This is a genomic window from Hymenobacter arizonensis (assembly GCF_900115775.1).
GTDB lineage: Bacteria > Bacteroidota > Bacteroidia > Cytophagales > Hymenobacteraceae > Hymenobacter > Hymenobacter arizonensis.
Map to the genome: position 1 here is coordinate 210,055 of NZ_FOXS01000005.1, position 23,917 is coordinate 233,971.

General features: G+C 60.1%; 23 protein-coding genes. 17 read left to right on the top strand and 6 right to left on the bottom strand.

The window, feature by feature from the left end:
- Window positions 1–19 precede the first annotated feature (19 nt).
- The 4 genes from BMZ66_RS17500 to BMZ66_RS17515 all read left to right on the top strand — a co-directional run bounded on the left by BMZ66_RS17500 (window position 20) and on the right by BMZ66_RS17515 (window position 3,536).
- On the top strand, window positions 20–274 hold the full coding sequence (locus BMZ66_RS17500) for a hypothetical protein (RefSeq protein ID WP_092676651.1): 255 nt from the start codon (window positions 20–22) through the stop codon (window positions 272–274).
- Window positions 275–302: 28 nt separating this feature from the next.
- Window positions 303–1,031: a hypothetical protein gene (locus tag BMZ66_RS17505; protein WP_092676655.1), complete on the top strand. Its 729-nt coding sequence runs from the start codon at window positions 303–305 to the stop codon at window positions 1,029–1,031.
- A gap of 25 nt (window positions 1,032–1,056) precedes the next feature.
- Window positions 1,057–2,157 carry an SHOCT domain-containing protein gene (locus tag BMZ66_RS17510; RefSeq protein WP_092676659.1) on the top strand — a complete coding sequence of 367 codons (1,101 nt, stop codon included), beginning with the start codon at window positions 1,057–1,059 and terminating at the stop codon, window positions 2,155–2,157.
- Window positions 2,158–2,348: 191 nt separating this feature from the next.
- Complete coding sequence (locus BMZ66_RS17515) at window positions 2,349–3,536, top strand: SMP-30/gluconolactonase/LRE family protein (RefSeq protein ID WP_092676662.1); 1,188 nt, start codon at window positions 2,349–2,351, stop codon at window positions 3,534–3,536.
- Window positions 3,537–3,635: 99 nt separating this feature from the next.
- Here the strand turns inward: BMZ66_RS17515 and BMZ66_RS17520 are convergent, their stop codons facing one another.
- Window positions 3,636–4,055, bottom strand: a complete 420-nt coding sequence (locus BMZ66_RS17520) for an RlpA-like double-psi beta-barrel domain-containing protein (RefSeq protein WP_092676665.1) — start codon at window positions 4,053–4,055, stop codon at window positions 3,636–3,638.
- Between the two features lie 575 nt (window positions 4,056–4,630).
- Between BMZ66_RS17520 and BMZ66_RS17525 the strand changes: the two genes are divergently transcribed.
- The 7 genes from BMZ66_RS17525 (at window position 4,631) to BMZ66_RS17555 (ending at window position 13,164) form a co-directional block, all read left to right on the top strand.
- On the top strand, window positions 4,631–7,582 hold the full coding sequence (locus tag BMZ66_RS17525; protein WP_092676667.1) for a 2-oxoglutarate dehydrogenase E1 component: 2,952 nt from the start codon (window positions 4,631–4,633) through the stop codon (window positions 7,580–7,582).
- An 89-nt stretch (window positions 7,583–7,671) separates the two neighbouring features.
- The gene (locus BMZ66_RS17530) at window positions 7,672–7,995 is read left to right on the top strand and encodes a nucleotidyltransferase domain-containing protein (protein ID WP_092676669.1); all 324 of its coding nucleotides are present in this window, start codon (window positions 7,672–7,674) and stop codon (window positions 7,993–7,995) included.
- A complete protein-coding gene (locus BMZ66_RS17535) occupies window positions 7,982–8,389 on the top strand; it encodes a HEPN domain-containing protein (RefSeq protein WP_092676671.1) in 408 nt (135 codons plus the stop codon). The genes BMZ66_RS17530 and BMZ66_RS17535 overlap by 14 nt, the downstream gene beginning before the upstream one ends.
- A gap of 23 nt (window positions 8,390–8,412) precedes the next feature.
- Window positions 8,413–10,152 (top strand): 2-oxoglutarate dehydrogenase complex dihydrolipoyllysine-residue succinyltransferase, encoded by a 1,740-nt coding sequence (odhB, locus tag BMZ66_RS17540; protein ID WP_092676673.1) that lies wholly within the window; start codon window positions 8,413–8,415, stop codon window positions 10,150–10,152.
- A gap of 339 nt (window positions 10,153–10,491) precedes the next feature.
- Entirely contained in the window at window positions 10,492–11,643 is a 1,152-nt protein-coding gene (locus tag BMZ66_RS17545; protein WP_092676676.1) for an AI-2E family transporter, read from the top strand.
- A 114-nt stretch (window positions 11,644–11,757) separates the two neighbouring features.
- Window positions 11,758–12,492, top strand: a complete 735-nt coding sequence (locus BMZ66_RS17550) for a bacteriorhodopsin (protein ID WP_092676678.1) — start codon at window positions 11,758–11,760, stop codon at window positions 12,490–12,492.
- A gap of 144 nt (window positions 12,493–12,636) precedes the next feature.
- A complete protein-coding gene (locus BMZ66_RS17555) occupies window positions 12,637–13,164 on the top strand; it encodes a DUF4126 family protein (RefSeq protein ID WP_092676680.1) in 528 nt (175 codons plus the stop codon).
- 31 nt (window positions 13,165–13,195) lie between these two features.
- Here BMZ66_RS17555 and BMZ66_RS17560 read toward each other — a convergent pair whose 3' ends face one another.
- Complete coding sequence (locus BMZ66_RS17560; RefSeq protein WP_092676682.1) at window positions 13,196–14,251, bottom strand: EamA family transporter; 1,056 nt, start codon at window positions 14,249–14,251, stop codon at window positions 13,196–13,198.
- Between the two features lie 135 nt (window positions 14,252–14,386).
- Between BMZ66_RS17560 and BMZ66_RS17565 the strand changes: the two genes are divergently transcribed.
- The 3 genes from BMZ66_RS17565 to BMZ66_RS17575 all read left to right on the top strand — a co-directional run bounded on the left by BMZ66_RS17565 (window position 14,387) and on the right by BMZ66_RS17575 (window position 17,979).
- Window positions 14,387–16,054, top strand: a complete 1,668-nt coding sequence (locus BMZ66_RS17565; protein ID WP_092676684.1) for a M1 family metallopeptidase — start codon at window positions 14,387–14,389, stop codon at window positions 16,052–16,054.
- A 19-nt stretch (window positions 16,055–16,073) separates the two neighbouring features.
- Complete coding sequence (locus BMZ66_RS17570) at window positions 16,074–16,943, top strand: AraC family transcriptional regulator (RefSeq protein WP_092676687.1); 870 nt, start codon at window positions 16,074–16,076, stop codon at window positions 16,941–16,943.
- 175 nt (window positions 16,944–17,118) lie between these two features.
- Complete coding sequence (locus tag BMZ66_RS17575; protein ID WP_092676689.1) at window positions 17,119–17,979, top strand: SDR family oxidoreductase; 861 nt, start codon at window positions 17,119–17,121, stop codon at window positions 17,977–17,979.
- A gap of 15 nt (window positions 17,980–17,994) precedes the next feature.
- On the opposite strand, the gene BMZ66_RS17580 is transcribed toward BMZ66_RS17575, so the two are convergent.
- Window positions 17,995–18,357: a DUF4260 domain-containing protein gene (locus BMZ66_RS17580; protein ID WP_092676692.1), complete on the bottom strand. Its 363-nt coding sequence runs from the start codon at window positions 18,355–18,357 to the stop codon at window positions 17,995–17,997.
- 119 nt (window positions 18,358–18,476) lie between these two features.
- Complete coding sequence (locus BMZ66_RS17585) at window positions 18,477–19,067, bottom strand: Crp/Fnr family transcriptional regulator (RefSeq protein ID WP_092676694.1); 591 nt, start codon at window positions 19,065–19,067, stop codon at window positions 18,477–18,479.
- Window positions 19,068–19,314: 247 nt separating this feature from the next.
- Between BMZ66_RS17585 and lpdA the strand changes: the two genes are divergently transcribed.
- Both lpdA and BMZ66_RS17595 read left to right on the top strand, forming a co-directional pair.
- A complete protein-coding gene (lpdA, locus tag BMZ66_RS17590) occupies window positions 19,315–20,721 on the top strand; it encodes a dihydrolipoyl dehydrogenase (RefSeq protein ID WP_092677110.1) in 1,407 nt (468 codons plus the stop codon).
- Between the two features lie 20 nt (window positions 20,722–20,741).
- Window positions 20,742–21,614 (top strand): hypothetical protein, encoded by an 873-nt coding sequence (locus tag BMZ66_RS17595; protein ID WP_092676696.1) that lies wholly within the window; start codon window positions 20,742–20,744, stop codon window positions 21,612–21,614.
- A gap of 55 nt (window positions 21,615–21,669) precedes the next feature.
- Here BMZ66_RS17595 and BMZ66_RS17600 read toward each other — a convergent pair whose 3' ends face one another.
- Window positions 21,670–22,533, bottom strand: coding sequence for a hypothetical protein (locus BMZ66_RS17600; RefSeq protein WP_092676698.1), 864 nt, complete (start codon window positions 22,531–22,533; stop codon window positions 21,670–21,672).
- Between the two features lie 201 nt (window positions 22,534–22,734).
- Window positions 22,735–23,001 carry a DUF5694 domain-containing protein gene (locus BMZ66_RS26280; protein ID WP_369407605.1) on the bottom strand — a complete coding sequence of 89 codons (267 nt, stop codon included), beginning with the start codon at window positions 22,999–23,001 and terminating at the stop codon, window positions 22,735–22,737.
- Window positions 23,002–23,101: 100 nt separating this feature from the next.
- Between BMZ66_RS26280 and BMZ66_RS17605 the strand changes: the two genes are divergently transcribed.
- The gene (locus BMZ66_RS17605; RefSeq protein ID WP_143080266.1) at window positions 23,102–23,899 is read left to right on the top strand and encodes a hypothetical protein; all 798 of its coding nucleotides are present in this window, start codon (window positions 23,102–23,104) and stop codon (window positions 23,897–23,899) included.
- The last annotated feature ends 18 nt before the right edge of the window (window positions 23,900–23,917 follow it).

Consider the following 23,917-nt stretch of genomic DNA (forward strand, 5'->3'; position numbering starts at 1 on the left):
GGCCTTCTAAAATTTCCTTATGCGCCACGTCGCCGACATTCCCCATCCCGCCGTCAAAATCACGCTCCTGGCCTGGAACGGCAAGTTCCTGCTCAAGCTAGAGCAAGGCAACATCGAGCAGACCTACAAAGTAGCGGAGCTCGACCTGCTCACCGGTACCGACGCCGAAGTGCGCGAGCTGCTGGACGAGGAGTTCCTGGCCGCGGCCATTGCCCGCTTTCAGGACATGCGCGCCGATTTGCAGGCCGCCTTCGAGCGCCAGGAGCTGCGTTAGGCTACTACACTACTACACCCTTTTTTCCATGCAAAAAATCTTCGCTCTCATGCTGGCCCTGGTGGGCCTGCTTACCATTGCCCCGGCTTCGGCCCAGCTCTACGACGTGCGCGCCAGCGAGGTGAACTACGACCGCAAGACCCGCGCCGCCCTCAAGGTGCAGGTCGACGGCAAAGCGTCCGACGTGCGCGAGTTCTTCCAAGACTGGATGAAGAAAAACTACAACGTCAAGTTCAAGAACGGCGGCTTGCTCGGCCTGAGCAAAAGCGAGGCGCTTGAGGCCCGCAAAACGCCGGCCAATTCCATCTCCGGCAAGCTCGTCGACCTCTATGCGACTGTGGTAGCTCCGTCCGATTCTACTTCGGAGGTTGCCCTGTTCGGGGGCTTCGATGACAACACCTTCTTCGACCCCGACAAAACCGCCACCGAGTACAGCGCCATGCGGGTAATGGCCCAGACTTTCGCCGCCGCCGCCCGCCTCAAAGCCTACCGCGACCAGATTGCGGAAGCCGAAAAGAGCGTGAAAACCGCTGAAAAGGAAAAAGAGAAGCTCGAAAAGAACCGCGTTTATCTGCAGAATAACACCACTTCCAACCTGGCCAAAATAGAGGAGCTACTGAAGAAAAATGCCGATAATCTGCAGCAGATACGCTCCGACTCGGCCTCGCTCGTCAAAAACAGCCAGGTGCTCGACGTGAACCGCACGCAGCTGCAGCGCCGCCGCGACCGCCTCTCCGCGCTCGACCGTAAGAACTAGCCGGGGCGCGCGCCGTACTCAGGCTATGGAAAACCCATCTTCGCCCCTCGATACCCTGCGCCAACTCAAGGAGATGCTGGATGCCGGGGCCCTCACGCCCACCGAGTTTGAAGCCCTGAAAAAGCGGTTGGTGTTCGCCGACCAAGCCACGAATTCGCCATCACCAGCCTCGCCGCCGCCAGCCGCTGCCCCGTCGCCACCTACCAATATATCGCCGCCCACGCCGCCTGCTTCGGCGCCACCGGCATCGACGCCAGCTACTCCCGTGCCGCCGACTCCGGTAACGCCCGCCCCGGCTGACTATCCTTCGTTTACGGCTGCTTCGCTTCCTCCTACGCCGGCTACTCCGTTCCCACCGGCTTCGGCTGCTCCGGCCCCTTCTGGTTACGAGCCGCCTGTGGCCCGTGCTTTCGAGCCGCCGGCTGCCCGGCCGCAGCAGGTAATAACAGAGCTGAACTCGCCCGGCCTGAGCGGTGCACCGCCGAAAAATGAGGAGGGCCCAAACCCGCCAACTACTACCCAGTCGCCAGTTGCCACGCCTCCTAGGCCGGCCCCTACGCCGCTTTCGCAGCTCATTGTAGAGTCGCTCAACAAGGTGCCCAGCGGCAGCCGGCCAGTTTCTGCTACCCCGCCCAACCCCGTGGTGCCGCCTACGCCGGTCGCCTCAGCTCCGCCCCGTTCTCCAGAAGTGAATAGGGTGCCGCCGCAGGTGCCGCCACAACCTTTACCCAGTGCCGCACCCGTGGCCGACGAAGAAGGCTGGGCAGATAACGAGTTTCCCGAGTCGGATAGACCGAAGGCCCGCAGCCCGCTGGCCCTTATCCTATCCATTGGAGGGTTGTTGGCGCTGCTGGGCTTGGTAGTATATCTGGCCCTCAACCGGCCGCCGTCCGAGCGGTTGTCCAGCACCAGCCAAATTGCTGCCGACTCGGTAGCTACCACCATTGAAACGGGCCCGCAAGCCGACCCGCTCACTCCGGCAGCAGTAGCCGAGCCCGAAACAATCCGCGTGATGCCAACCAACCCTGCCCCGCCAGTGCAGCGGCGGCCCGCCCCGCCAAGGCGAGATACAGTGGCCGTTGCCCCTGCCGCTCCCGTGTCATCGGACTCAACCGATACGCCCTAAGCGGAGCAGAACGATGTAGAGACGCCAAATGTAGCGTCTCTACATCGTTCTCTTTTCTCCTTAATCAGTTTCTGAGTTCTTAATCCTACAAATTTCTTTTTGCACTATTCAACGTCCCCAACCCCGGGCCGCATGCTAAACCTTAGCCCATTCGGCTGAGGTTTTTTCTTCAACCAATCCACCTGCTATTTATGGCTCTCTCTCACCTTCTACCGCCGGCCTTATTGGTAGGCCTGGCTGCCGCCAGCTTGGCGCTGGGCAGCTGCTCCTCGCCCAACAACGATTCGCAAAGCATCGCCGTGGCGGCCGGGCCCGACTCCACGGCGGCCATGTTCAACACCGCTCCCGCCAACTCGCCGCTGCAAGTAGTGGCCGAGTTCACCGGCCCCCAAATGGTGGGCGTGGCCGTGGCGCCCGGCGGCCAGGTATTCGCCTGCTTCCCGCGCTGGGACCACAACCCCGTGTATCCCATCGCCCTGGTCGGCCCCAATAACACCCTCACGCCTTACCCCGACGCTAACTGGTGCACCTGGACCGACTCGGTGAAGAACGAGCCCCAGAAGCACTGGATTTGCCCCCAAACCGTGCACACCGATAAATCGGGCATGGTGTGGGTGCTCGACCCCGCCTCGCCCGGCATCAAAGGCACGGTGCCCGGTGGCCCCAAGCTGGTGAAGACCGACCCCAAAACGCGCCGCGTGCTGCTTACCATCCCGTTCCCCGAGAGCGTGGCTCCGCGCAAGTCCTACCTCAACGACGTGCGCATCGACCTGCAGAACAACTACGCCTACCTCACCGAGTCCGGCACTGGCGCCCTGGTCGTGGTCGATTTAAAGACCAACAAGTCGCGCCGCCTGCTCGACACCCACCCCTCTACTAAAGCCGAGAAAGGCCTCGTGATAAAGGCCGAAGGCCATTCCATGCTTGACCCCGAGGGCAAACCTGCCGAGTTCAACGCCGACGGCATCGCCCTCAGTGCCGACAACAACTACCTCTACTACTGCCCGCTCACGGGCCACACCCTCTACCGCATTAAAACCGCCGCCCTGCGCGATGCTTCCCTCAGCGCCGCCCAACTCGGGCAGCAGGTGGAGAACCTGGGCACCATTCCGGCCACCGACGGCATGGAAATCGACGCGGCCAACAACGTCTACCTCACTTCGTTCGAGCAGAGCGCCCTGGTGCGCCGCACGCCCGACGGCAAGATTGAAACCCTCGTGAAAGACCCGCGCCTGCAGTGGCCCGACACCTACAGCTTCACCGCCGACGGCAACCTGTACGTGGCCAACTCGGCCATTCACAAAATGCCCACCTGGAACAAAGGCGTGGGCCAGCCCCGGCCGCCCTTCCGCATCTTCAAAATGGCCCTGCCCAAGTAGAGGCCGCGTTTATTCAAGCACAAAAAAAGCCGCGCCTATAATTGGCGGGGCTTTTTTATTAGGGTAGAATAGAGCGCAGCGCGGTTAATTGTAGGCTGCTTATTGATAAGTTACTTTCTGGATTTTCACGCCTTTGGTAAAAATGTCCAGGTTTTCACTGGTGTGCGCCAGGATGTCCATGCAGTGGCGGTGCCGCTTGTTCATGGTATCGTGGATGGTGTACACGCCATCGAGCTGTGCGTTTATTCCGGTGACGCGCACCGTGTCTCCGTATTCGAATTCTCCGCCCCAGGGCTTCAGCAAATCGCGCGACAATGCCATCCAGCGCTGTTTGGTCCCGTAGTGCGGCTTAATCCGCGAGTTGTCGGCCGTGATGAACGGCTCGCTGTCCGTTTGGCCCGGCACAGCTTCGTAAATGGTGGCCGTTACCCGATAAGTCAGGCTTTTGGTAACGTAGGTTTTTGACTTTTTAACCTTAGTTTTTGATTTAACCACCCGGCGCTCGGCGGGGCGGCTCACTTCTAGCGGCGAAATAAACTTAACCAGTCCGGTGGCTTTGGTGCTGTTATCGGCTGGTGACGAAGAGAAAAGAGGGGCTGTAAATGCGGAGGCTGCTAAAAGGATGTCTAGAAATAACCGTACACTACTCATTTAAAAGGGTTTCGTTCATCCGCCATTCTTCGCCTGGCAGTTTCGGCGTCCTCCGAGTTGTGATTCGGGGGAAAAGTGTTAACGATTAGATAGATAGATAAGTTTGCCGAAAATAAATTATCCAAATAGAGTGCGCCTCAGGTGGCCTATCACGCCTTCGTAGCCAAAAATTTATAGAACGAAACGAGGTTAGACAGGAGTTTGCCGTGATTGGAGCCGCCATTAAATCGCCAGTGCTTACATTATCTCAGGCTGGCTTGCGTAAGCACTACCCGGTCATCCTCCCAAATTTTGATAAATTGGCCAGCGAAGCCCAAGAGCCCTCGCAAAGCGATAAATAGCATTGTGTTGAAAAACAGGTGAATTCGTGTAGTCGAATTTAGGTTTTTGCCTGAATCATAAGCTCCCTAATTTTACGCAGCCTTACCTAAGCTGAATTTCTCATGGACGCATACTCGTATATAGCCAACGCCGACGCGGCGGCCATTGAAACCTTATACCAAGCCTATCAGCAAAACCCGGAGTCAGTTGACTTTGGCTGGCGCAAGTTTTTTGAGGGCTTCGATTTTTCCCAGCAATTCCCGGAAGGGGCGCCCTTGGTGCCCGGCAACGGTACTGCCACCAACGGCACCGTCACTAATGGCACCGCTTCGAATGGCGCGGCCGCGGCGCCCAAGTCGACTGCCGCTACTGGCGACCAGGTCGACGGCTTTGGCGTGCTGCAAACGGATGCGTCTACTAACAACGCGCCAAGCAACATCAGCGGCAGCGCGGTAGCCGCCAGCGATAAGGAAACTGCTGTACGGAACCTCATCCACGCCTACCGCAGCCGCGGGCACCTGCGCGCCAAGACCAATCCGGTGCGCGAGCGCAAGGACCGCAAGCCCCGCCTCGACCTCGGCGATTTCGGCCTCGGCGAATCCGATTTGGATACCGTTTTCAAGAACGGCGAAGTGCTGGGCCTGGGCACCCAGGCCACGCTGCGCGACATTCTGGCGGCCCTGGAAAAGATTTACACCGGCCCCATCGGCTTCGAGTACATGTACATCCGCGACCCGCAGGTGCTGGACTGGTTCCGCGAAAAGGTTGAGCAGGCGTCGCTGTCGTTCAACCCCGGCGTGGAGTACAAGAAGCGCATCCTGAAGAAGCTCAACGAGGCCGTTGTTTTTGAGAACTTCCTGCATACTAAATTCCTGGGCCAGAAGCGTTTCTCGCTGGAAGGTGGCGAAACCACCATTCCCGCTCTCGATGCCATAATTGGCAAGGGCGCCGAACTGGGTGTGGAAGAAGTGATGATAGGCATGGCCCACCGCGGCCGTCTGAACGTGCTGGCCAACATCATGGGCAAGACTTACGAGCAGATTTTCTCGGAGTTTGAAGGCACCGCCGTGCCCGACCTTACCATGGGAGACGGCGACGTGAAGTACCACATGGGCTACAGCTCGGAGGTGGAAGCCAGCGGCGGCCAGAAAGTGAACCTGAAGCTGGCGCCCAACCCCTCGCACTTGGAGGCGGTGAACCCCGTGGTAGAAGGCTTTGTGCGGGCCAAAATTGAGCACCAGTACGGCGACGACTTCCGCAAGATTCTGCCCATTCTCATTCACGGCGACGCCGCGGTGGCCGGCCAGGGCATTGGCTACGAACTGACCCAGATGTCGTTGCTGGAAGGCTACAAAACGGGCGGCACCATCCACTTTGTAATTAACAACCAGGTTGGTTTCACCACCGACTTTGAAGACGCCCGCTCGTCGATTTACTCGACGGATTTGGCCAAAATCATCGATGCGCCAGTAGTGCACGTGAACGGCGACAACCCCGAAGCCGTGGTGTTTGCCGTGCAGTTGGCCACCGAGTACCGCCAGCAGTTCAACGCCGACATCTTCATTGATATGGTGTGCTACCGCCGCCACGGCCACAACGAGTCGGACGAGCCCAAGTTCACGCAACCCACGCTCTACAACATCATTTCTAAGCACCAAAACCCGCGCGAGGTGTACAACGCCATGCTCGTGCAGCGTGGTGATGTGGATGCCGAGCTGGCTAGCCAGATGGACCGGGAGTTCCGCGACATGCTGCAGGCCCGCCTCGACCTGGTGAAGCAGAAGCCGCTGCCCTACAACTACCAGGCGCTGGAAAACGAGTGGCGCAGCCTGCGCCGCTCCAAGCCCGAGGACTTTGACCAGTCGCCCGAAACCGGCATCAGCGAAGACACCGTGCAGCGCGTGGCCAAGGCCCTCACCACCTTGCCCGAGGGCTTCAAGCCCCTCAAGCAGATTGATAACCTGCTGAAAGAGCGCCGGAAAATGTTCTACGACAACCGCGTGCTGAACTGGGCCGCCGGCGAGCTCCTGGCCTACGGCTCGCTGCTGAGCGAGAACCACAAAGTGCGCGTAAGCGGCCAGGACGTGCAGCGCGGCACGTTCTCGCACCGCCACGCCGTGTTGCACGATGCTGAGACCTCGGCGCCCTACACCTCGCTCAACCACATGGAAGGCGAGCAGGAGCAGCTAAGCATTTACAACTCGCTGCTGAGTGAGTACGCGGTGCTGGGCTTCGAATTCGGCTACGCCATGGCCAACCCCACGGCCCTGGTGGTGTGGGAAGCCCAGTTCGGCGACTTCGCCAACGGCGCCCAGACCATGATTGACCAGTTCATTGTGAGCAGCGAAAGCAAGTGGCAGCGCATGAACGGCGTGGTGATGCTGCTGCCCCACGGCTACGAAGGCCAGGGCCCCGAGCACTCCAACGCCCGCCCCGAGCGCTTCCTGCAGCTGGCGGCCGAGCACAATATTGTGGTGGCGAACATGACCACGCCGGCCAACTTCTTCCACGCCCTGCGCCGCCAGCTCACCTGGAGCTTCCGCAAGCCGCTGGTGGTAATGTCGCCGAAGTCGATGCTGCGCAACCCGCTCTGCGTGTCGCCCATTGAGGAATTCACCAGCGGCACCTTCCGCGAGGTGCTCGGCGACACGTTTGCCGAAGCCAAAAAGGTGAAGCGCGTGCTGCTGTGCTCGGGCAAAGTCTACTTCGACTTGCTGGAAGAGCAGCGCGAGTCCAACCGCACCGACGTGGCCATTGTGCGCCTCGAGCAGCTGCACCCCTTCCCCAAAAAGCAGCTCGCCGCCGAGTTGGCCAAGTACCCCAAAGCCAAGCTCTACTGGGTGCAGGAAGAGCCCGAAAACATGGGTTACTGGAACTACATGCTCCGCTACATGCGCCGCGAGCTGGAAGATGTTATTGCCCGCAAAGCGTCGGCCTCGCCGGCTACGGGCTACAACAAAGTCCACGTGAAGGAGCAAAAGGACCTGGTGGGCCGGGCTTTCGACAAGCCAAAGGAAGCCGTGGCCGACGACACCATCGAAGCCACGGCGGAAATCGCCAAAACACAAGACTAGGTTTTGGCTCGCTCCTAACTGTTGGCTGGTAGCCTCGTTAAAGAATATCAGCCAACAGTTAGGAGCCACTAGCTAGCAGCCCAGCATAAATGATAACCGAAGAGCAAATACAAGCCATTGTGCGGCGTATTGTGGAAGGCTACAAACCTGATAGAATCATTCTGTTCGGTTCGTACGCCTATGGTACGCCCACGGAAGACAGCGACTTGGATTTGCTCATTGTGAAAGCAAGCGCGGAGAAAAAGCCGATAGAGCGCGACCTTGCCATCCGCCATTTGCTGTGGGGGGGCGAGATGCCGCCAATGGACATTTTCGTTCGTACTCCCCAGGAACTAGCCGACGCAGTAGCCAGGGTACACACCATCGAAGCGGCGGCAATCCAAAACGGCCGAACCCTATATGCAGCAGCCTAGTAGCCCAGCTCAAACCAAAGTGGCGACCTTCTTGCGAACGGCTGACCGCGACTTGGAAACGGCTGAAACGCTGGCGCAGCATTCGCCACATTTGTATGAGAGCATCGGGTTCAGTTGTCAACAAGCAACTGAGAAATACTTAAAAGCTGCCTTATTTCGCTACGGGTTGCCCGCGCCCTTTATTCACGACTTGACTAGTTTAGCCTCGGGGTTGGCGTCTAAGGTTCACTTCGACCAAGACGATGTATCGGCAGCGACCATCTTGAACAGTTTCGCCGTGAAATGGCGATACGAAAGCGACGATGCTCCTGATTTTACTGTGGCTGAGCTGCTAGCCATGGCTTATCGATTTCAAAACAAACTCAGGCCCCTTGCAGCGGCCTTCATTCTGTAACACTTCACGCTTTCTCCTGCCCTATGGCCCTTGAAATCAAAATTCCCGCCGTTGGCGAATCCATCACCGAAGTCACGATTGCGAAGTGGCTCAAACAGGACGGCGACGCCGTGAAACGCGACGAAGTAATTGCCGAGCTCGAATCGGACAAGGCCACCTTCGAGCTGCCTGCTGAGGCCGACGGCGTGTTGAAAATTCGCGTGGCCGAGGGCGAAACCATTGGCATCGGCACCATCATCGCCGATTTGGGCGACGCAGGTAGCAACGGCGCTGCGCCAACTGCGGAATCAGCTCCGGCAGCTTCGGCAGCCGCTCCTGCAGCTGCTCCGGCGGCGGTCGGTTCGGCCGACCCAGTTTCTCAGGGCGAGCAAAATCCCGAAGCCAGCAACCAGTCAGGCTACGGCGGGGCTCCGGCCGGCAACGAAAGCAAAGACCCTTCTACGCCTGGCGCTCCGGCTACTTCCGACGCTCCGGCGGCGGGTGGTTCTGCGCCCGCCGGTGGCGGTGCTGCCATCGAGATGAAAATCCCCACCGTGGGCGAATCCATCACCGAGGTAACCGTAGCCAAGTGGCTGAAAGAAGACGGCGCCCAAGTGAGCCGCGACGAGGTAATTGCCGAATTGGAGTCGGACAAAGCCACTTTTGAGCTGCCCGCCGAAGGCAGCGGCACCCTCCGCCACGCTGTGAAAGAAGGCGAAACCATCGCCATCGGCACCGTGATTGCGCGCATTGAAGGCGGCAGCGGCGGCGCGGCAGCGCCAGCCCCTGATGCTCCGGCAGCGGCGCAGGCAGCTCCGGTTGCGGCCATGGCCCAGCCCGCTAGCGGTGGCGCGGCCACCTACGCTACCGGTGTGCCCTCGCCGGCGGCCGGCAAGATTCTGGGTGAAAAAGGCATTGCTGCCACCGACGTAGCCGGCACCGGCCGCGACGGCCGTATCACCAAAGAAGACGCTCAGAACGCTCAGGCCAAGCCTGCTGCTCCGGCTCCGCAGGCGGCTCCCGCGGCTTCGGCTCCAAAAGCGGCTGCTCCGGCTGCCAGCAGCGCCCCCGCCGCCAGCGGCGACCGCAACCAGCGCCGCGAGCGTATGAGCAACCTGCGCAAAACGGTGGCCCGCCGCCTCGTAACGGTGAAGAACGAGACGGCCATGCTCACCACCTTCAACGAGGTGAACATGCAGCCCATCATGGACATGCGCACCAAGTTCAAGGACAAGTTCAAGGAGAAAAACGGCGTGAACCTCGGCTTCATGTCCTTCTTCACCAAGGCGGTGTGCGTGGCCCTGCAGGAGTGGCCCTCGGTGAATGCCCAGATTGATGGCACCGACATCGTGTTCAACGATTTCTGCGACATAAGCATCGCCGTTTCGGCCCCTAAGGGCTTGGTGGTGCCGGTAATTCGCAATGCTGAGAAGCTCTCCTTCGAAGGCGTGGAGAAGGAAGTGGTGCGCCTCGCTACGCTGGCCCGCGACAACAAGCTTACCATTGAGCAGATGACCGGCGGTACGTTCACCATCACCAACGGCGGCGTGTTTGGCTCGATGATGAGCACCCCGATTATCAACGCTCCGCAGTCGGCAATTCTAGGCATGCACAACATCGTGCAGCGCCCCATCGCCGAAAACGGCCAGGTGGTAATTCGCCCCATGATGTACCTGGCCCTAAGCTACGACCACCGCATCATCGACGGCCGCGAGTCGGTGTCGTTCCTGGTGCGCGTGAAGGAATTGCTTGAAGACCCTACGCGCCTGCTGCTGGGCGTGTAAGCAGCGCATTTGCCTAAGTTGAAAAAAGCCGGTTTCTGCACAGCAGAAGCTGGCTTTTTGCTTGTTAGCTGCATAGAGAGCTACGAGCAAGCTACCCTGAGAAACCATCCGAATAGAACGGTCATGCAGAGCGCAGCGAAGCATCTCGCGTGGGGTAGCAACTCAATCGTTGAACGATGCGAGCGAGATGCTTCGCTGCGCTCTGCATGACCGTTCTATTTGGGTAAATTCTAATTATAGTATCACCATCAAATTGATGAGTTATGAAGTGCCTTCCATCCAAGTAATTGGCCTTTATGTCGATTGGCTGCGTAAAGAGGGGTAAAGCACCTGCGCCTTATGCCAACATTTACCAGCCTCAAAGATTGGTTTTCCTCCAATCCAGACCCGGACTCAAGCCCTATTCCGCCCATCCGGCTAGAGGCTGCACTGGCGCCCGCCGATGAGCCGTTTCGGCCTGTGCGGCAGTCCGACGGCTTTGCCAGTCGGGTGCTTATCGTGGTGGGGATTGTCACGTTTGTGGGGCTGTTGCTGGTCTTTCTGTGGGCCAGTCGCTCGATATTGCTGCTGGGGTTTGGCGTGGTGCTGATGGCCGTGCTGCTGCGGGCCGTGGGTAAGCTGATTTGCAAAATCTCAAGCCGAATTCCTATGAAGGCCGCCGTGGGAATTGCAACGGTACTGCTGCTGGGGGCCATGGTCGGGTTTGGAATGCTGGCCGCGCCGCGCATCTCGGAGCAGATGAACTCGCTAACGGCCGAGATTCCGGCGTCCATCCAAAAAATTAAAGACCAGCTAAACGCCACGCAATGGGGGCAGGTGGTGCTCAAGCAGCTGGAGGAGGACATGCCCTCGCCGTCGCTGAGCCGGGTAACGGGCATTGTGGGCGGCACCCTGGGCGTAATCACTAACACGGTGGTCATATTGGTGGCGGGCCTGTTTTTGGCCCTCGACCCGGGCTTGTACATTAGGGGTTTTGCGCGGCTGTTTCCAGTATCGCGCCGGCAGCGGGCCCGGGAGGTGGTGGCCAGCGTGGCCGACCGGCTCGAAAGCTGGCTGCTGGGCCAGTTCATCGCCATGTTTGCGGTGGGCGTGCTCACGTGGGTGGGCTTGGCGGCGCTGGGCATGCCCCTGGCCATGGTGCTGGCCGTCATTGCTTTTGTGTTTGACTTCGTGCCCTTCATTGGGCCGCTGGTGGCCGCTGTGCCAGCCGTGCTGCTGGCGGTGCTGCAGGGGCCCCAAATGGTGCTGTATGTCGCCTTGGTTTACCTGGCGGTGCAGCAGATAGAAAGCTACTTGGTGGTGCCTCTGGTGCAGCAGCGCACGGTTTCGGTGCCGCCTACATTGCTGCTGCTCACCGCGTTATTGGGAGGGGTTTTGTTTGGCTTGCCCGGCACCATCATCGCCATGCCGGCGCTGGTAGTACTGATAACGTTGATTAAAGAGCTCTACGTGAAGGACACTTTGGGCGACCACACGGAAGAAGCAAAGTAGCTGTCAGGATGTATCATTGCGCCTTCGGCGGGCCACATTAAAATTAACTTAAAGCGTAATACGGCAGTAAGAGTACCAAAGCTTGAGCTTTTTTTCACATTCTTTCTTACCCCTATGGAAACTCAAACCTTACTTCACTGGCTCTACGTGGCCTCTATGGTCGGCGGCGCGCTGCTGTTCTGGGCTTGGAGCCGCAACCCCAAGGGCGTGCCGCAATACGAATACGCCATTGCCATGATGATTCCCATCTGGTCGGCGCTGGCATACATGGGCATGGGGCTGGGCCAGGGCAAAACTGAGGTGGCCGGCCAGGTCACGCACTACGCCCGCTACATCGACTGGGTGGTAACCACCCCGCTGCTGCTGTTGGCGCTGGCGTTCACGGCCATGTTTTACACGCCGAAGGATGAGCGCAGCAAAAGCCTGCTGTTTAGCCTGGTGGCGGCCGATGTGGTGATGATAGTTTGCGGGCTGTTTGCCGATTTGTCGGAGTCGAGCACGGCCCGCTGGATGTGGTACACCTGCGGGGTAGGCGCGTTTTTGGCAGTGCTGTACCTGATATGGGTGCCGCTGCGCCGCATTGCGGCAGATAGCGACGCCGAACTGGGCAGTATCTACAATAAGCTGGTCGGCTTCCTGACCTTGCTCTGGTTCAGCTACCCCACCATTTGGGCGCTGGGGCCCTCGGGTATCGGCTTTTTCAATCAAACGACGGAGACGTTGCTATTCGTGGTGGTGCCCTTCTTCTCGAAAGTAGGTTTCAGCATCATGGACCTGCAGTACCTGCGTGACCTAGCTTCGCGCAAGCCGGCCCACCACCACGAGCAGCAGCGCGTTGCCCTAGGATAGCACAGCGGAAAGTGGTTAAGCCACATACTACACCCATTGGAAACCTAAACAGAAGCGGCCGACAGCATTTGTCGGCCGCTTTTTTGTGGCGTCTCCAGCTTAAAGTCGACTGCTACCGTTTAATATCACTCACTCTCTACAGCTATGAAACACTCGAAAAAAACGCATCGTCCGGCCAAATTCTGGCCTGTTATCGGTTTCGGCACCTTGGCTGGTATGCGCAGCATGAGCGCGCCGGCCTTTTTAAGCCACTACTTGTCGCGCCAGCCCCACGCCGGTCTGGATGGCTCGCCCCTGCGATTCCTGCAAAAGCCCGCCACGGCCACGGCGCTGAAGGCCATAGCAGCCGGGGAAATAGTAGCCGACAAGCTGCCCATGATGCCCAACCGCATTGCTCCAGAAGTTTTGCTGGGCCGACTTCTGTCGGGCGCGCTGGTGGGGGCGACCTGGTACAAGTCGCGCCAGGGCAGCGCTGTGGGCGGTGGCTTGTTGGGTGGGGCGGTGGCGGTAGCCGCCACGTTCGTTAGTTATGCCTTGCGCACGGGCATCAGCGAGAAATCGGGTGTGCCCGTCGCATTGGTGGGAGTGGGGGAGGATGCTCTGGTGCTAGCTGGTGGCACCGCTTTGCTTAGCGGGCAGCGGCCGGCCCATGGCGAATGGCGCCCCATGTAGGGGTTGCCAACCGTCAGAGAAAAGCCTTTGCTTAGACCTCAACTGCCGCTTCGGGCGCTGCGGCGGGTACCTCCTTTTTTCGGCGCCCGCCCAGCACCACCAGCACCACAGCCAAGACAATGAGGGCCGCGCCGCCCAGCATTTGCGGGTTCAGCACCTCGCCGGCGAAAGCCCAGCCCAGCAGCACGGCCACCACTGGGTTCACGAATGCATAGGTGCCGGCCAGCGCCGGCTCTACCACGCGCAGCAGCCAGATGTAGGCCGTGAACGCCACAATGGAGCCAAACGTGACCAGATACGCATACGCCATCCACGACTTGGTGGTGACCTGCGCCAGCGCAAAGCCATCGGCTTCGCCCCGCAGCAAGCCCAGGATGAGCATGGCCACGCCGCCACAAATCATCTGCATGCCGCCCGAGATGAAAGGGGAGGAGGCCGGCTGGTGCTTCTTGGAATAGAGCGAACCCACCGACCACATCACCGCCGCCAGCAGTACTAGCGTCACGCCAATTTCGGGGTGGCCCGGCCGCGGCACGCCCGCCGAACTGGGGTGTGCCGCCAGCAGGTACATGCCCAGCAGGCCGGCCGCCAGCCCTACGGATACCCAGCGCGTGGGTCGGGGCGTCACGCCGCTCAACCACCCCAGCAGCGCCAGAAACATGGGCACCGTGGCCACCAGCAGCGAAGTAGTACCGCTGGGCAAATACAGCACCCCAAACGTGGTGCCGCCATTACCAAAGCCCAGCAAACAAATGCCAATAAGCAGCGCGTGGCCCCAGCCGCGCCAGCTGGGTCGCGGCTCGCCGCGCAGGCGCATCACGAGGTAGAGCAGCCCGCCCGCCATGCCGTAGCGCGTGCCTGCCATGAGCAGCGGCGGCATGCTGGCGATGGCAAACTTCATAACCAGATAGGTGGAACCCCAGATGAGATAAACGGCAGCAAAAGCTAACAGCATTGCCACCCGCGACGGAGCAGCAACGGAACTTGAATTGGACATATAATTGATAAGAATTGCGGCAAAATTACGCCCGATAGAATGGGTGAGACGCTCGGCGGCAATAACGGTTTCGTGTGGGCCGACTGTCATGCTGAGCGCAGCGAAGCACCTTATCACGTTTGAACAAATCGTTCAGACCTGATAAGGTGCTTCGCTGCGCTCTGCATGACAGACGGAGTGGTGGGGTCAGGCATTAATTCCCAAGGCCCGTTGTTGCTTTGCAGCATGACAAACACCAAAGTGCTTCTCTTGCTGCTGTTGCTCGTGGGCTCCTTTGCCCCGGCTGCCGGGCAGCTGCTGCAAAACAAGCCCACCTTCACCCGCGCCGATTCGTTGCGGGGCGGCCAAACGCCCCTACGCACCTGCTACGACCTCAACTACTACCACCTCGACGTGAAGCTGGACCCGGCCAAGCGTTTAATTAGTGGCTCCAACCTGTTCCGCTACACCGCCACGCAGGATTTCACTCGGTTGCAGTTCGACCTGTTCGCTAATCTGAAGGTGGAAAAGGTGCTGTATAAGGGCAAAGAAGTGCCCTTTACCCGCGAGGCCAATGCCGTGTTTGTCACCTTCCCCACCACCATTGCCAAAGGCAGCCGCGATGAATTCACGGTGCAGTACTCCGGCAATCCCATTGTAGCGAAAAAGGCCCCCTGGGATGGCGGTATGGTGTTTTCGCAGGATGCCAAGGGCAAGCCCTGGGTAGCCACCGCCTGCCAGGGCACTGGCGCTAGCATCTGGTGGCCCACCAAAGACCAGCAGGCCGACGAGGTCGACAGCATGCTTATCAGCGTGAGCGTGCCGAATGGCCTCAAAAACGTGTCGAACGGCCGCCTGCGCAAAGTCACCAAGCTCAAGGGTGGCTACACCCGCTTCGACTGGGCTGTGCGCAACCCCATCAACAACTACGCCGTGGCCCTGAACGTGGGCGACTACCAGCACTTCAGCGGCGGCACCTACGCCGGCGAAAAGGGCCCCCTCACCCTCGACTACTGGGTGCTGCCCGAGAACCTGGCCAAGGCCAAAAAGCAGTTTGCCGCCAACGTGCAGCCCATGCTTAAGTCGATGGAGCACTGGTTCGGCCCCTACCCGTGGTACGAGGACGGCTACAAGCTGGTGGACGCCCCGCACCTCGGCATGGAGCACCAAAGCGCCGTGGCCTACGGCAACAAATACCAAAACGGCTACCTGGGCCGCGACCGCAGCAACACCGGCTGGGGCGACAAGTGGGATTTTATCATCATCCACGAAAGCGGCCACGAGTGGTTCGGCAACAACATCACCACCCAGGACATTGCCGATATGTGGGTGCACGAAAGCTTCACCACCTACTCCGAAGCGCTGTTTGTGGAAAGCCAGTTTGGCAAGCAGGCCGGCCAGGAATACATCCACGGCCAGCGCCGCAACATTCAGAACGACGCAAGTATCATCGGCCCCTACGGCGTGAACCAGGAAGGCTCGGGCGATATGTACGACAAGGGCAGCAACCTACTGAACATGCTGCGCACCGTCATCAACGACGATGCCAAGTGGCGCCAGCTGCTGCGCGGCCTCTCCAGCACCTTCTACCACCAGACGGTCACGGGCCAGCAAGTCATTGAGTATTTCAACCGCGAAAGCAGGAAAGACCTCACCAAAATCTTCGACCAGTACCTGCGCCACGCCAGCATTCCCACGCTGGAAGTGCGGTTTGAAAACGGCCAGACCATAGCTCGCTGGATATCCAACGTGCCGGGCTTCGACATGCCCGTGCGCCTGCGGGTGAAGGGCGGTGAGTACCAGTTTATCCCGCTCACCACCAAGTTTGAGCCCATCAAGCAGCTGGCCGGTGCTACCAAGGAGACGCTGGAAGTCGACACCTTCAACTACTACATCGGCGTGTTAATAAACTGACCGGCGCGGCCCCTTCCCGATGAGCGAGCTTATTCCAACCTACCAGTTGCAGGCATTTTCCAGCCACGACGGCGCACCTGCGGACGTGTACTTTCCCGATTACGCCGCCCCGGCCACTCGGAAAATTCCCCTGGACCGCCCGTATCGAGGCGACTACTACAAAATCAGCCTGTGCTTGCGGGGCACGGCCGAGCTTAAGGCGAATCTGGAAACCTACGCCGTTGGCCCCAACTGCCTGGTTCTGGCCACGCCGGATGTCATCAAGCAGTGGCTGCACATTGCCGATGAATACGAAACACTGTCCATTTTTTTTACCAAGAACTTTATCACGACCCATAACGCGGCCACGGGCAAACTCCGCTTCTTCGTGGCGCCGCCCACCTATGTGCTGCAGCTCTCGGCTTCCCAGGCGGCCAATCTGGCGGCGTCTTTTCGCTTCCTGCAGCAGAAATACCACACGTCCAGCACAGAGCGGGACAACATTTTGAAGAACATTCTCAACAGCCTGCTCTACGAAATTGGCGCCCTCTACGACCTGCCCCCAGCGCTGCCCGCGGCCAGCCAAAGCAGAAGCCAGCAGCTGGCGGCGGCCTTCCGGCAGCTAGTGCAGGCGCATTGCACCACCGTCCGCAGCGTGGCATTCTACGCGGCGGCCTTGTGCATCACGCCGAAGCACCTCAACGAACTGGTGAAAGAAGCCACCGGCCGCACCGCCAGCGATTGGATTGCCGAGGCCGTGGTGCTGGAAGCCAAGGCCCTGCTGCAAACACCCGGCTTGCCCGTTCAGGAAGTGGCCGCGAGCCTGCACTTCGCCGACCAGTTTGCTTTCAGTCGGTTTTTCAAAAACAGCACCGGCCTTTCGCCCACGGCCTACCGGCAGGCCGGATAGCGGCGTTTGCCGCCTTTTCGCCACAGCCTGCCGCCATCTAGCCATTCCGGCCAGCGGCCCGGGTGGGGAATTTTGCAGCAGCAACTTCAGGAGGCTTTCTGATGGACCAATACTGAGCCAATGAGTAGCGCCGCCAGAAGTTGCTTGTCTATTCTTTCACGCAAAATCCCCTTTTATGATTTTAGTAACCGGAGCAACCGGCCAGCTAGGTATGGCCGTGCTGCAAACTCTTTTGGCAAATACGCCTGCTACCCAACTGGCGGCATTGGTGCGCGACGAGCGCAAAGCCGCTGCCTTGCAGGCCCAAGGCGTGAGCATCCGCGTGGGTGACTACGGCGACCCCGCCGCGCTGGACCGTGCCATGCAAGGCATCGAGCAGGTGCTACTCATTTCGGGTGGCGGCGAAGAAGATGCCCTGCAGGGGCACTACAACGTAGTGGATGCTGCCAAACGGGCTGGCGTGCAGTGCCTGGCCTACACCAGTCGGGCGCTAAAAGACCCCAAAACCCTCGTCAACCAGCTTATGGTGCGCCACTTCGATACGGAAGCGTACATCGAGGCCAGCGGGCTGCCTCATATTCTGTTCCGCAACATCCTGTACATGGACGTGCTGCCTCTGTTCACTGGCCCCAACGTGCTGGAAACGGGCATCAACCTGCCCGCGGGCCAGGGCAAAGTTACTTTCGCCCTGCGCAGCGACATGGGCGAAGCCATTGCCAAAGTGCTCCTGGAGCGTGACTTTAGCACCCGCACCTACCACTTCACCGGCAGCGAGGCTTACTCCTTCGACGACGTTGCCGCTGCCCTGACCAAGGCAGCCGGAAAAGAGGTGACCTACATGCCCGTCGAAGCCGCCACGTTTGCGGCCGGCATGCGGCAGCGCGGCGTGCCGGAAGTTGCCATTGAGCGAACCGTAGGGTTCATAACCGATATCAAGCATGGTCAGGAATCTGAAGTAAGCCCCGACTTGGCTACGGTTCTGGGCCGCCAGCCCACATCCCTTGTTGAAGGCGTGAAGCAGCTGTATAAGCTGTAGGCGTTGAATGAAATGCTATCCCGCCTGACCGGCCCCCACGTGGCCCAGGTGCGTGTCGCGGAAGCTGGTCGCGTACTTGAGGCCATAGCCCAGCAGCCGGTCCACGGCGCTGTGGAAGAACAGCACTGTGCCCGCCAGCTCCAGCGCCGGCAGGCCCAGCCACCAGCCCGCCACCCCTACGGCTACGGCCACCGCCTTGTGGTGCGCAAAATTGTAGCAAGCGGCCCCCACGCGCGGCGCGGCCAGGTAGCCGACCATGCTCAGGTCGGGGAGTAGGAAGGTGGCGGGCAGCACCCACCACGCATAAGGCAGGCGGGCAAAGACGGCCAGGGCGAACAGGGCTTCGGCTAGCTCTTCGGTTTTTAACAGGTTTTTCATGAGTGCAGAGCAGGGGTGAGGTGATACCATTGAACACCCCAAAATTGCGCTGGCCCAGACCCGCCCAACGATAACAAAAGCTAAGAAATGAGCCGCGCTCCCCCGACGCGGTGCCGTGCTTACTGGCCCCGGGTGCGTGCCACCCGCCCCCGGATGCGGCTCAGCGAGACCGGCGTCACGCCGAGGTAGTTGGCGACCAGGTGCTGCGGGATGCGCTCCAGAATCTTGGTTTTGCCGCTGGCCAGCAGCGCGCGGTAGCGCTCTTCGGGCGAGAGCAGCAGGTGCTCGACCAGGCGGGCATCGGTGCCGAGCAGGTGGTATTCGGCCATCAGGCGGCCGAACCGCTCGTACACCGGCCGCTCGTCGTAGAGCCGGCGCAGCAGCGCGTAGTCGAAGACAACCAGCTCGGTGTCGGTAAGCGCCTGAATGCTGAGCTGGCTGGGTTGGCCCGTCAGGCAGCCGGAATAATCCGCCAGCAGGTGGTTCTCGAAGAAGAAGTACGTGGTGCGCTCTTCGCCGTCAGGGCGTGGGAAGTAAAGGCGGCAGCTGCCACTGAGCAGCAGAGCCAGTTCGGGGCGGCGCTCGCCGGCCTGCACGAAATGCTCCCCGCGGGTCAGGTGGCACGGGCGCAGGCCCTCAGCCAGCGGCTGCCAGTCGGCATCCGTCAGGGCGGGTACGAAACGGTGCAGGTAGGCGCGCAGCGGGTGCATGGAGGCGGTATGTTCGGGGCGGTAGGCTAGTGGCCCTGCTAAAGTAGGACGTTTGGCCACACTCGGTGCGGGACACCATTCGAGGAGAAAAGGCTGTTGCTGCGAAAACGTGGTGCCGCCGTGGGCGAACCTCCTACTGCCTACTCCTTCCAAAAGCCATCAAGGCCCCGTTTCGCTAACGCCATATTTTGCCTGTCGCCTGCCCAAGGCGGTGTTACCTTTGTGCCGCTTCATCAACGCGCTACTCATGAATCAATACGACGTCACTGTCATCGGCTCCGGTCCTGGGGGCTACGTGGCCGCCATCCGCTGCTCCCAGCTGGGCCTCAAAACCGCCCTCATCGAGAAATACCCCACCCTGGGCGGCACCTGCCTCAACGTGGGCTGCATCCCTAGCAAGGCCCTGCTCGACTCGTCGGAGCACTACCACAACGCCCACACGGCCTTCAAGGAGCACGGCGTGGAGCTCGACAACCTGCGGGTGAACATGAACCAGATGATAGACCGCAAGGCCGGCGTGGTGAAAGCCAACGTCGACGGCATCTCTTATCTGATGAAAAAGAACAAAATCGACGTTCTCACCGGCGTGGGTTCGTTCGTTGATGCAACCCACATCAGCATCGCGCCCACGGCGGGCGGCGAGGCCCAGCAGATTGAAACCAAAAACGTCATCATCGCCACTGGCTCCAAGCCCACGGTGCTGCCGTTCATCGCCCAGGACAAGGAGCGCATCATCACCAGCACCGAGGCCCTGAACATCCGCGAAGTGCCCAAGCACATGATTGTGATAGGCGGCGGCGTGATTGGCCTCGAAATGGCTTCCGTGTACGCCCGCCTCGGCGCCAAAGTGTCGGTAGTGGAATTCATGGACAGCATCATCCCGACCATGGACCGCGGCCTGGGCAAGGAGCTGCGCCGCGTGCTGGGCAAAATTGGCATCGAGTTTTTCTTCAGCCACAAAGTGACCGGCGCTACCCGCGAGGGCGACACCGTGACCGTGACCGCCACCAACCCGAAAGGGGAGGAGGTGAAGTTTGAAGGCGACTACTGCCTGGTGGCCGTGGGCCGCGTGCCCTACACCGCCGGCCTCAACTTGGAAGCCGCCGGCATCGAAATGGAAGAGCGCGGCCGCATCAAGGTCGACGAGCACCTGCAAACCAACGTGCCCGGCATCTACGCCATCGGCGACGTGGTGCGCGGCGCCATGCTGGCCCACAAGGCCGAAGAAGAAGGCGTGTTCGTGGCCGAAACCATCGTGGGCCAGAAGCCGCACATCAACTACCTGCTCATCCCCGGCGTGGTGTACACCTGGCCCGAAGTGGCTGGAGTGGGCTACACCGAAGAGCAGCTCAAGGAGCAGGGCAAGGCCTACAAAGTGGGCTCGTTCCCGTTCAAAGCCAGCGGCCGGGCCCGCGCCAGCGGCGATACCGACGGCTTCGTGAAGGTGCTGGCCGACAAAACGACCGACGAAATCCTGGGCGTGCACATGATTGGCCCGCGCATCGCCGACCTCATCGCCGAAGCCGTGACGGCCATGGAGTTCCGCGCCTCCGCCGAGGACGTGGCCCGCATGAGCCACTCGCACCCCACCTACGCCGAGGCCATGAAAGAAGCCTGCTTGGCGGCTACGGAGAACCGGGCGATTCACATGTAATCCGAATAGCCAGCGTTGTTATGTGGCTTTTTGGCTCCATCCGATACGGCCGCTTCCTTATGGGAGCGGCCGTATTATTTTCGCTGTTGGCTTGCGAACGCAACCGACCTCGCACAATAGAACAGGTGGTTGCCGCGCCTAAGGCTAGTCGTCCGGCCGACAGCCCGACGCCGAAAGCTGCTCCGGTTGCAGCCGTGCAGACCGCGGCGCCCGATGCGCTGCCCGAGGAAACCGGTCTGTTGGGGCTGGAAGTAACGGACCGCACCGGTCCGGATACGCTGGCAACCTGGCCGTTGAAGACGGCCGAATGGGACAGCCTCAATGCCGACTGGGACAGAAATAAAAACCTTTATTCAACGACCCATTTGGGCCGGTTCCGCTTGGTAGAAGGAATCGAACGGCCGCGCTTGTTTTATCAAATAGCCGCCCATGATTCCATTTGGAGGGAAATAGACCTAGCCTTGCCCGATGTGGACATACACTGGGGTATGGAATCGGGCGAAACCGAGTTGGATACCGTTAATCTGGACGGGCGCAGCGCCGCTGAACTCGTGCTGCGGTTTCGTCCGGCAGCGTATGGTTCGGGTAGTGGCACTGCCTGGGACCATGTAAGCATACTTGATGTCAGTTCAACCCCAATCCTGATTTTTCGGGCATTGTTAGCCGCCGAAGAGGAGGCTTTTGTAGGATATGCCACGATGCATGGTTACGAAATTGAGCCAGGCGAACAACTCACTGGCTGTAAGCGCACTTTTAAAGTGCGCCGCCGCGAGTTAGTACTCGGCCCAGTGAGGACTATCGGCAACACCAAAAGTGGGGAGTGCGCTTTAACGAAGCTGCCCGCTGGCCGCTACCGCTACCAGAACGGCAAGGTATTGCGAGCAGGAAAGTAAGAAACTGAAAGCGGCTGAAGCTACGGAAGCTTCAGCCGCTTTCAGTTTCTACCATTCACGTAGCCCCTCTAGTCTTCACCCTGACGGTCTTGCTGGCGTACGGCTCTAGTGCGCTTAGCTGCCTGGCAATGATGGCCTGCCAAGCTTGGTGGGCGTGGCCGCTGAGATGCACATCGTGGTCGAACAACTCTTGCATGGCGCGTAGCTCCGTTACGGTTTGCTCATACAGGGGTTCCTGCTTGCTGTCGAGCTGCTCGAGGTTGCTTACCTGTTGCTGCAAGGCCCGGGCCAGGCGGCGCGCATGGATTTCGCTGATATCGAAATGCGCCTGCTCGTGGGCGAGAATATAGGCCGCGTTATAAACGTCCTTAAAGTAGGAGCGGTGGCAGTCGAACACATTTTCAATGCGCACCAACGCTACCCCTTCCCGGGCACGGTTGAAATACCGGTACCGAAGGAAGCTGCTGGTAGCGGCGTCGAAGGGCCGGCCCACGGTGTGGGCCTTGAAGTCAACCTGCCGGAGGTGGCGCTCGGGGTGCCACAGTATTTCCTTCTCGTAAGGCGTCAGGTCGATTACCCGTAGCGCTTTGGCTTGGATGTGGTGGCAATTATTGCCCCATAGCACGGGGTGCCGGTGCTCGTAAATCTGCAGCACGTTGGCCCCTAGGCGGCGGGCCTGCTCGGTGGCCTGCTCCACCAAGGTGAGGTAGTCGCAATCGAGCTCATCTCCGGCGTCGCCGGCCCGGATAGTGCCCAGCTCCAGCGCAGGGGCAAAGAAGGCTTCATTCTCTTTCACCACCAAAAAGCCCTCGTGCGCAGCCAAAGGCAGCGGTGGCAGGGCAGGGCGTTGCACGCTGGTTCCCACAGCGCTTGCAAACAGCCCCCAGTAAAGCGCGGCGCGCGCCACAAATGGTTTCATAGAGAAGCTGGAGTAGATGCCAGACGGCTACTGAAACCCCTAACTGGCCCCGGTAAGTTCTGCGCAGGTACTTGCCGGTTAAGCCGAAGAGCTGCGGGGGCAGCAATAAGGCCAAAAGTGACCTGAATTCTAGAGCACAACCACATGGTTGAGAGGCGGGCAATCGCTGCAAGTATTGCCCAGCCTACTTCAGCACGTCCTTCAGGCTTTCAACCGGAACTGCTGGCCGGCTTCGATGAACTCCTTCATCATGGCTGCGTGGCCGGAGCCCACGAGCACGAAGGCCTTTCGGTCCTGAGGCGTCATGGTTTTTTGTGCCAGGGAGTATATGTAGAGGTTCCGCCGGTACCACTCCGATGCAGGTGAGTCCCCGCAAAACTTTCTGGGCGGCCGACCTGAAACCGGAGCGTAGCCACAACTCGCGGCGACTGACCTTTTTATTAGGCTGATGCGGCGGTCCGGCCGAATGCCCTCAACATCGAACTGGTGCCCATATAATGGTAATGCAGACGTTTCAGGGCCCCGAAATTTTCATCGCCTTTCACGTTAGTGCTACATCTTTGGGTTGATGTTAAGCTCTCAATTTCTGGTTGGCCTCACGCTGTTGTGCTGCGCCTGTGAATCCCGGACCGCGCCCCACCGTGTCGCTGGCGAAACCTCGGCGGCAGCCTTGCCTGGTCCCATGCCAGCGGCGCCGGCTGAGCCTTTCCTCATGCCGGCACCGCTCGATGCACCGTCCCGGCGCGACAGCCTAGGTCCAGTAGCTCTTGCATGGCAGCTGGTAAGCCTGAGCGGCTTGCGCCCCGACCCGTCCATCGGCCTTTTGGTAGACACTCTCCTGGGCGGCTTTATGCAAGTGCGGGAAGTAGGCGCCGCGCCCCGGCTTTTCTACAAAACCAACCTGCGGGCCGCTCAATGGATGGAAATGGACCTGGCCCTACCCGAATTTGACGGCGATGACTGGACCGGCGCCACCCTAACGCTCGACACCGCCAACCTAGACCGCCGCGGCGCCCCCGAGGTGCTGGTAACGGTTGACAATTCCCACTACGGCAGTGGCGGCGGGCGTCGCTGGGCCTATAAGTGCGTGGTAGATGTAACGAAGGCGCCCATTCGCCTGTTGGGCGCGCTGGCAGAAATAGAAGACGAAAACTTCGGCCGCGACAACGACGAGCCCGACGGCCGCACCCACGACCCCGACTACGAGCGCACCACCGGCTGGGTGCGCCGCATCGAATTGAAGCGCGACATTGTGGTGGGCGAAGCAGAAGGCCTCGGCCGCGACAACGGCGACAATGACCTTACCAAGCTCGCGGCGGGCCGCTACCGCTACCAGGGTGGCCGGGTATTTCGGGTCGGGAAGTAATCCTCTAATACTCCCAGC